General features: G+C 65.1%; 7 protein-coding genes. 5 read left to right on the top strand and 2 right to left on the bottom strand.

Annotated elements, in window-relative coordinates; all coding sequences use genetic code 11:
- The 4 genes from XI03_RS03540 to XI03_RS03525 form a co-directional block, all read left to right on the top strand.
- Nucleotides 1–193, top strand: a 193-nt coding sequence (locus XI03_RS03540) for a cysteine rich repeat-containing protein (protein ID WP_271591341.1), incomplete at its 5' end; no start/stop codon positions are given.
- Between the two features lie 119 nt (nucleotides 194–312).
- Nucleotides 313–528 carry a hypothetical protein gene (locus tag XI03_RS03535; protein WP_028175115.1) on the top strand — a complete coding sequence of 72 codons (216 nt, stop codon included), beginning with the start codon at nucleotides 313–315 and terminating at the stop codon, nucleotides 526–528.
- Nucleotides 529–717: 189 nt separating this feature from the next.
- Nucleotides 718–1857, top strand: a complete 1140-nt coding sequence (locus XI03_RS03530; protein ID WP_271591340.1) for an FAD-dependent monooxygenase — start codon at nucleotides 718–720, stop codon at nucleotides 1855–1857.
- Nucleotides 1854–3467 carry a benzoate-CoA ligase family protein gene (locus XI03_RS03525; RefSeq protein ID WP_271591339.1) on the top strand — a complete coding sequence of 538 codons (1614 nt, stop codon included), beginning with the start codon at nucleotides 1854–1856 and terminating at the stop codon, nucleotides 3465–3467. The genes XI03_RS03530 and XI03_RS03525 overlap by 4 nt, the downstream gene beginning before the upstream one ends.
- Nucleotides 3468–3662: 195 nt before the next feature.
- On the opposite strand, the gene XI03_RS03520 is transcribed toward XI03_RS03525, so the two are convergent.
- Both XI03_RS03520 and maiA read right to left on the bottom strand, forming a co-directional pair.
- Nucleotides 3663–4175, bottom strand: coding sequence for a MarR family winged helix-turn-helix transcriptional regulator (locus XI03_RS03520; RefSeq protein WP_028143831.1), 513 nt, complete (start codon nucleotides 4173–4175; stop codon nucleotides 3663–3665).
- Nucleotides 4165–4797 (bottom strand): maleylacetoacetate isomerase, encoded by a 633-nt coding sequence (gene maiA, locus XI03_RS03515; protein ID WP_271591338.1) that lies wholly within the window; start codon nucleotides 4795–4797, stop codon nucleotides 4165–4167. The genes XI03_RS03520 and maiA overlap by 11 nt, the downstream gene beginning before the upstream one ends.
- A gap of 208 nt (nucleotides 4798–5005) precedes the next feature.
- Here maiA and gtdA point away from each other — a divergent pair, with 208 nt between their 5' ends.
- Nucleotides 5006–6046, top strand: coding sequence for a gentisate 1,2-dioxygenase (gtdA, locus tag XI03_RS03510; RefSeq protein WP_271591337.1), 1041 nt, complete (start codon nucleotides 5006–5008; stop codon nucleotides 6044–6046).
- Nucleotides 6047–6068 lie beyond the last annotated feature (22 nt).

The raw sequence follows: 6068 nt of genomic DNA, 5'->3' as shown, positions 1-6068 counted from the left end.
CGTGATCGTGTTGCGTCCCTTGCTGCCGCGCGAAGAGCTGTTCATCGCGCGCTCGGCCTGCGGCGCCGACATCCGCACGCTCTGCGCCGGCGTCGCGCCCGGAGGCGGCCGCATCATTCAATGCATTTCCAACAGGGCTGCCTCGCTGTCGCCGGCGTGCAAGGACGTGCTCGCCCCATTCGCGGCGAGGTAACACGGCGCAGGCGCCAAAGCCGCAACGACGAACGGCGTGCGCATGAATTTCCGCACGCCTGCAACGACAGATCTTTTGCAGATATCCGATTTCGATCACGGCAAGACCGGGAGGACAACATGCGTTCATTGCTGCTCGTTGCTTCTGCGCTCCTCGCCTTCGGAGCGACGATGACGTTCGAGGCCACCGACGCCAATGCGGTGGTCTGCGCCCGCGGGGTCTATCGCGCCGGCTGCGCCGGGCCGAACGCGGCCGTCGTGGTCCGCAAGCCGGTTCCGGTGGTCCGCTGTACCCGGGTGCTGGTGAACGGGGTCTACGTGAAGCGCTGCGTCTGACGGTGCGGATGGCCAAGCCGGCGCGGTTTGGCTATGATTCGGACCTGAGGTTTCGGACACGCGTAAAACGTGTGGCCGAAGTGCGCTTTGGCGCGCCTGCGCTGGCCGATAATTCCGCTGGCGCGGGACGCCGGAGCACATTAGTCTACCCCTAGATAGTAAGTATACTGTCAATTAGGGAGGCAGACGTTGCGGATCGCCGTGATTGGCGGAGGGCCCGGTGGGCTCTACTTCGCCTATCTCTGGAAGAAGCGTCACCCCGAGGATCAAGTCGACCTGTTCGAACAGAACCCGGCCGACGCGACCTGGGGCTTTGGCGTCGTGTTCTCGGACCAGGCGCTGGAATTTCTGCGTGCCGACGACCCCGAGACGGTCGATGCGATCGCGCCGCACATGGAGAGCTGGCAGAACATCACGCTGAACCTCGGCAGCGACAGCGTCGCCATCGACGGGGTCGGCTTCTCCTCGATCGGGCGGCTCGAGCTGCTGCGGTTCCTGCAGCAGCGCGCGCTCGACGCTGGCGTCACCCCGCGCTTCGACACGCAGATAAATGCGATCGACCAGCTCAACGGCCACGATCTGATCGTCGCCGCCGACGGTTTGAACTCGCAGGTGCGCCGCGCCTTCGAGGGAGATTTCGGCACCTCGCTGTCCTACTCCTCCAACAAGTTCGTCTGGTACGGCACCTCGAAGCGCTTCGACACGCTGTCGCAGACCTTCGTGAAGACCGATCGCGGTGCCTTCAACGCCCATCACTACCGCTACTCGCCCGCCATGAGCACCTTCCTGGTCGAATGCGACCACGCGACATGGCAGGCCTATGGCTTCGCCTACAAGGACGTCGAGCAGTCCAAGGGCGTCTGCGAAGAGGTGTTCGCGGACACGCTTGGCGGCCATTGCCTCGTCTCCAACAAATCGGTCTGGCGCAACTTTCCCTGGGTCTGGAACGAGCACTGGTCGTTCAAGAACATGGTGCTGATCGGCGACGCCCTGCATTCGGCGCACTTCTCGATCGGCTCGGGCACGCGGCTCGCGATCGAGGACGCCATCGCGCTGGTCAAGGCGCTGGAATCGGATGCGCATCTTGCAACCGCCCTGCACCGGTACCAGGCTGTGCGAAAACCGGTTGTACAAAAGCTCGTCGACGCGGCGCGCACCAGCGCCTTCTGGTACGAGCATTTTGCCCAGCACATGCAGCAGGGTCTGATGGACTTCGCCTACAGCTACATCACCCGCTCCGGCCGCATCGACGATGCACGCCTGCGCCACATGTCGCCGGGCTTCATGGCGCGTTACGAGGCTGCCAAGAACGGCGGGGACGAGGCATGAGCAACGAGATCTTCGACCAGGTTCCCGCCGATAGCGAGGGGGCGCGCGAGATCGGCTTTGCCGTTCCTGAAATCTACAACGCCAGCCGCGTGCTGTTCGACAATCTCGCCAAGGGCCGTGGCGACAGGGTCGCGCTCATGGGTCCGGCAGGCACGCGGACTTACGCCGAGCTCTGCGACGAGACTTGCCGCTGGGGCAACGGCTTTGCATCGCTCGGCCTGAAGCGCGGCGACCGCGTGCTGCTGTTTCTCGACGACACCCCGGCCTACCCGGCCGCGTTCTTCGGCGCGGTGCGGGCCGGCTTCGTGCCGCTCCTGATCAACACGCTGACGCCGCCGGATTTGCTGCAATTCTACCTCGCCGATTCCGGCGCCAGCGTTGCGGTGGCGGACGCCGAATTCGCGCCACGCTTCAATGCCGAGGCCTGCAAGGACACGCGCCTGTGCACGCTGATTGTCGCCAATGGCGAGGCGGGCGATCACGCCGCGCCGAGCGCGCTCGCGGCGACGGACTGGCTCAAGCAATTCCCGGCCGAGCTGGCGGAAGCGGAGACGCATCGCAACGAGATGGCGTTCTGGATGTATTCGTCCGGCTCGACCGGCCGGCCCAAGGGCATCGTGCATCTCCAGCACGACATGGCCTATAGCGAGCTCGCCTTTGCGCAGAACGTGCTGAAGCTGACGCCCGACGACATCTGCTTCTCGGTGCCAAAGATCTTCTTCGCCTATGGCTTCGGCAATTCCGTCACCTTCCCGTTCTCGGCGGGCGCGGCAACGCTGCTGCTGCCGGGCCAGCCGAAGCCGGCCACGATCTTCGCGGCAATCGAGCAGCACAAGCCGACGGTCTTCTTCGGCCTGCCGACGCTCTACACGTCCCTGACCAAGGCCGAGGGCGCGCAACAGACCAACTTCTCGTCGCTGCGCATGTCGCTCTCCGCGGCCGAGGTGCTGTCGGCCGAGGTCTTCAACGGCTGGAAGACGCTCACGGGCCTGGAGATCGTCGAAGGGCTCGGCTCGACCGAGGTGCTGCACATCTATCTCTCCAACCGCCCCGAGCAGAAGAAGCTCGGCGCCGCCGGCTTGCGCGTGCCCGGCTACGAGGTCGCGCTGCGCGACAAGGACGGGCGCGATGTCGCCGACAACGAGGAAGGTATCTTGTGGGTGCGCGGCGATTCCAACACGCCGCTGTACTGGAACCGGCCGGACAAATCCGCGGAGACGATTCGGCAGGGCGGCTGGATCTACACCGGCGACCGCTTCGTGCGCGATGCCGACGGCTTCCACTTCTTCCGCGGCCGCGCCGACGATCTCATCAAGATCTCGGGACAGTGGGTCTACCCGCTCGAGGTCGAGCTGTGCCTCGCCGACCATCCCGATATCCGCGAATGCGCGGTGTTCGCCGCCGAACTGCCGGACCGGCGCATGACGCTGAAGGCCGTGGTGGTGATGAACAGCCGCACGGTCGACCGGGGTGACGCGACGCGGCGGCTGCAGGACTACGTCAAGGGCAGGCTGCTTCCTTACAAATATCCGCGCGAAGTGATCTTCACCGACGAGCTGCCGAAGACCGGCACGGGGAAGATCGATCGGCAGGCGTTGCTGCGGATGTGAAGACGAGACGTCGCCACACCACAGGTGTCGTCCCCGCGCAGGCGGGGACCCATAACCAAAGGGAGTGGTTTGGTGCGCGACTGGTAACCGCGAGTCTTCGCCAAATTTCTCCCTGGGGTTATGGGTCCCGGGCTCGCGCTACGCGCGCCCCGGGACGACAGCGGGGATGAGGCGTGAGTATCGCTCACACCACCCTCACCCCGCCTTCCCCAGATGCTCCAGCGCATCCTCCGCGCGCAGCGGCACGCGTGAGGCCTCGTTGTTGAGATCGACGAGCTGCACCAGGAGCCCCATCAGCGTCTTGCGATCGGCGGGCTTCAGCGGCTCCAGCATCCTCGCCTGAGCGCGCTCGACGGCGGGAATGATCTCGCGCAGGATCGCGGCGCCGGATTTGGTTAGATAGAGCAGCTTGATCCGCTTGTCCTCGGGGGCCGGCTTGCGCTCGACATAGTCCTTGGCCTGCAGCCGCTCGATCACGCTGCCGAGCGTGGAGCGGTCGAAGGCGATCACCGCCGACAGCCGCGTCGCGTCGATGCCGGGATGGGTGTGGATCGCGATCAGCGCGGCATATTGCACCGGGGTCAGGTCGAACGTCTTGCACTCCTCCATGAAGATCGAGACCGCGATCTGCTGCATGCGCCGGAACAGATAGCCCGGCGCGGCATAAACCGCGTCGATCGTGATCGGAGGAGGCGGCTTACTCGGCATCGGGCTGCTTCTCCGGCGCAGCGTTGGCAAACGCGGCGAGCGCCTTTGCGGCCGCCTCTGCCGCGAGCAGACGCGGATAGGCCGACACGTCGACGCCGAAACGGCGGGCATTGGCGAGTTGCGGCACCAGGCAGAGATCGGCGAGCGTCGGCGCATCGCCGAAGCAGAACGGGCCGGCCTCGTCCTTGATCAGAGCCTCGCAAGCCGACAGCCCTTCGCGGTTGACCCAGGCCGCCCAGTCCTGGACCTTCTCCTCGGGCAGGCCGAGCTCGCGCAGCCGCGCCAGCACTTTCAGGTTCTGCACCGGATGGGTGTCGCAGGCGATCGCCATTGCGAACGCCCTCACCTTGGCGCGCCGCAGCGGATCCTTCGGCAGCAGCGGCGGGTTGGGATGGGTCTCGTCGAGCCATTCGATGATGGCGACCGATTGCGTCAGCACCGCGCCGCCGTCGTTCTCCAGCGCCGGCACCAGGCCCTGCGGGTTGATGGCAAGATAGGCGGGCGCGCATTGCTCGCCCTTGCGCAAATGATGCGGCAGGTGCTCGGCACCAAGTCCCTTGAGGTTCAGCGCGATCCGCACCCGATAGGCGGCGCTGGAGCGGAAATAGCCGTGCAGCTTCATTGGGACCCTCCCTGTTAGTTTTTCTCCGTCATTCCGGGGCTCGCGAAGCGAGCGCCCGGAATCCATACTCCCGATCGGGGTTATGGATTCCGGGCTCGACGCTGGCGCGTCGCCCCGGAATGACGAGGACCTTGTATGTCGTCCGCCACATTGACGCTACCTAGATCGTCAGTATACTGTCAATCAACAAAACGACGGGAGCGCCACCATGGAAGCGGTGACCAAGACGCCGGAACGCGAGGCGTTCTACAAGAAGATCGACGGCGAGAATCTCACCGCGCTTTGGACGGTGATGAGCGACCTGATCACGCCGGAGCCGAAGAGCGCCTGCCGGCCGCACCTCTGGAAATTCGAAATCATCCGCGACTACATGACGGAGGCCGGCAAGCTGATCACCGCCAAGGAAGCCGAGCGGCGCGTGCTGGTGCTGGAGAACCCCGGCCTGCGCGGCCAGTCCAAGATCACGACCTCGCTCTATGCCGGCGTGCAGATGGTGGTGCCCGGCGACGTCGCGCCCGCGCACCGGCACAGCCAGTCGGCGCTGCGCTTCGTGCTCGAAGGCAAGGGCGCCCATACCGCCGTCGACGGCGAGCGCACTGCGATGGAGCCGGGCGATTTCATCATCACGCCGTCGATGACCTGGCACGATCATTCCAACGAGACCGATCAGCCGATGTTCTGGCTGGATGGCCTCGACATTCCGCTGGTGCAGTTCTTCGATTGCTCCTTTGCGGAAGGCTCCAAGGAAGATCAGCATAGGATCACAAAGCCGGCCGGCGACAGCTTTGCCCGCTACGGCCACAACCTGCTGCCGGTCGACGTCAAGCGGAGCTCGAAGACCTCGCCGATCTTCAGCTATCCCTACGCCTACACGCGCGAGGCGCTGGAGAAAGCCAGAACGAGCCAGGAGTGGGACGCCTGCCACGGCCTCAAGCTGAAGTTCAGCAACCCCGAGACCGGCGATTTCGCGATGCCGACCATCGGCACTTTCATCCAGCTGCTGCCAAAGGGTTTCAAGACCGCGCGCTACCGGTCGACCGATGCGACCGTGTTCTGCCCGATCGAAGGCCGCGGCCGCAGCCGGATCGGCGATGCCGTCTTCGAATGGGGCCCGCGCGATCTGTTCGTGGTGCCGAGCTGGCAATGGGTCACCCACGAGGCGGAGGACGATGCCGTGCTGTTCAGCTTCTCGGATCGTCCCGTGCAGCAGAAGCTGGATTTGTTCCGGGAAGATCGCGGCAACGCGTGAGGCCACGCTGCCGGACAAATAC

It is taken from the genome of Bradyrhizobium sp. CCBAU 65884, from assembly GCF_028128835.1.
GTDB classification, from domain to species: Bacteria; Pseudomonadota; Alphaproteobacteria; order Rhizobiales; family Xanthobacteraceae; genus Bradyrhizobium; species Bradyrhizobium ottawaense.
Note: the sequence above shows the minus strand (reverse complement) of the source record. Positions and strands in the feature narration are given on the sequence as shown.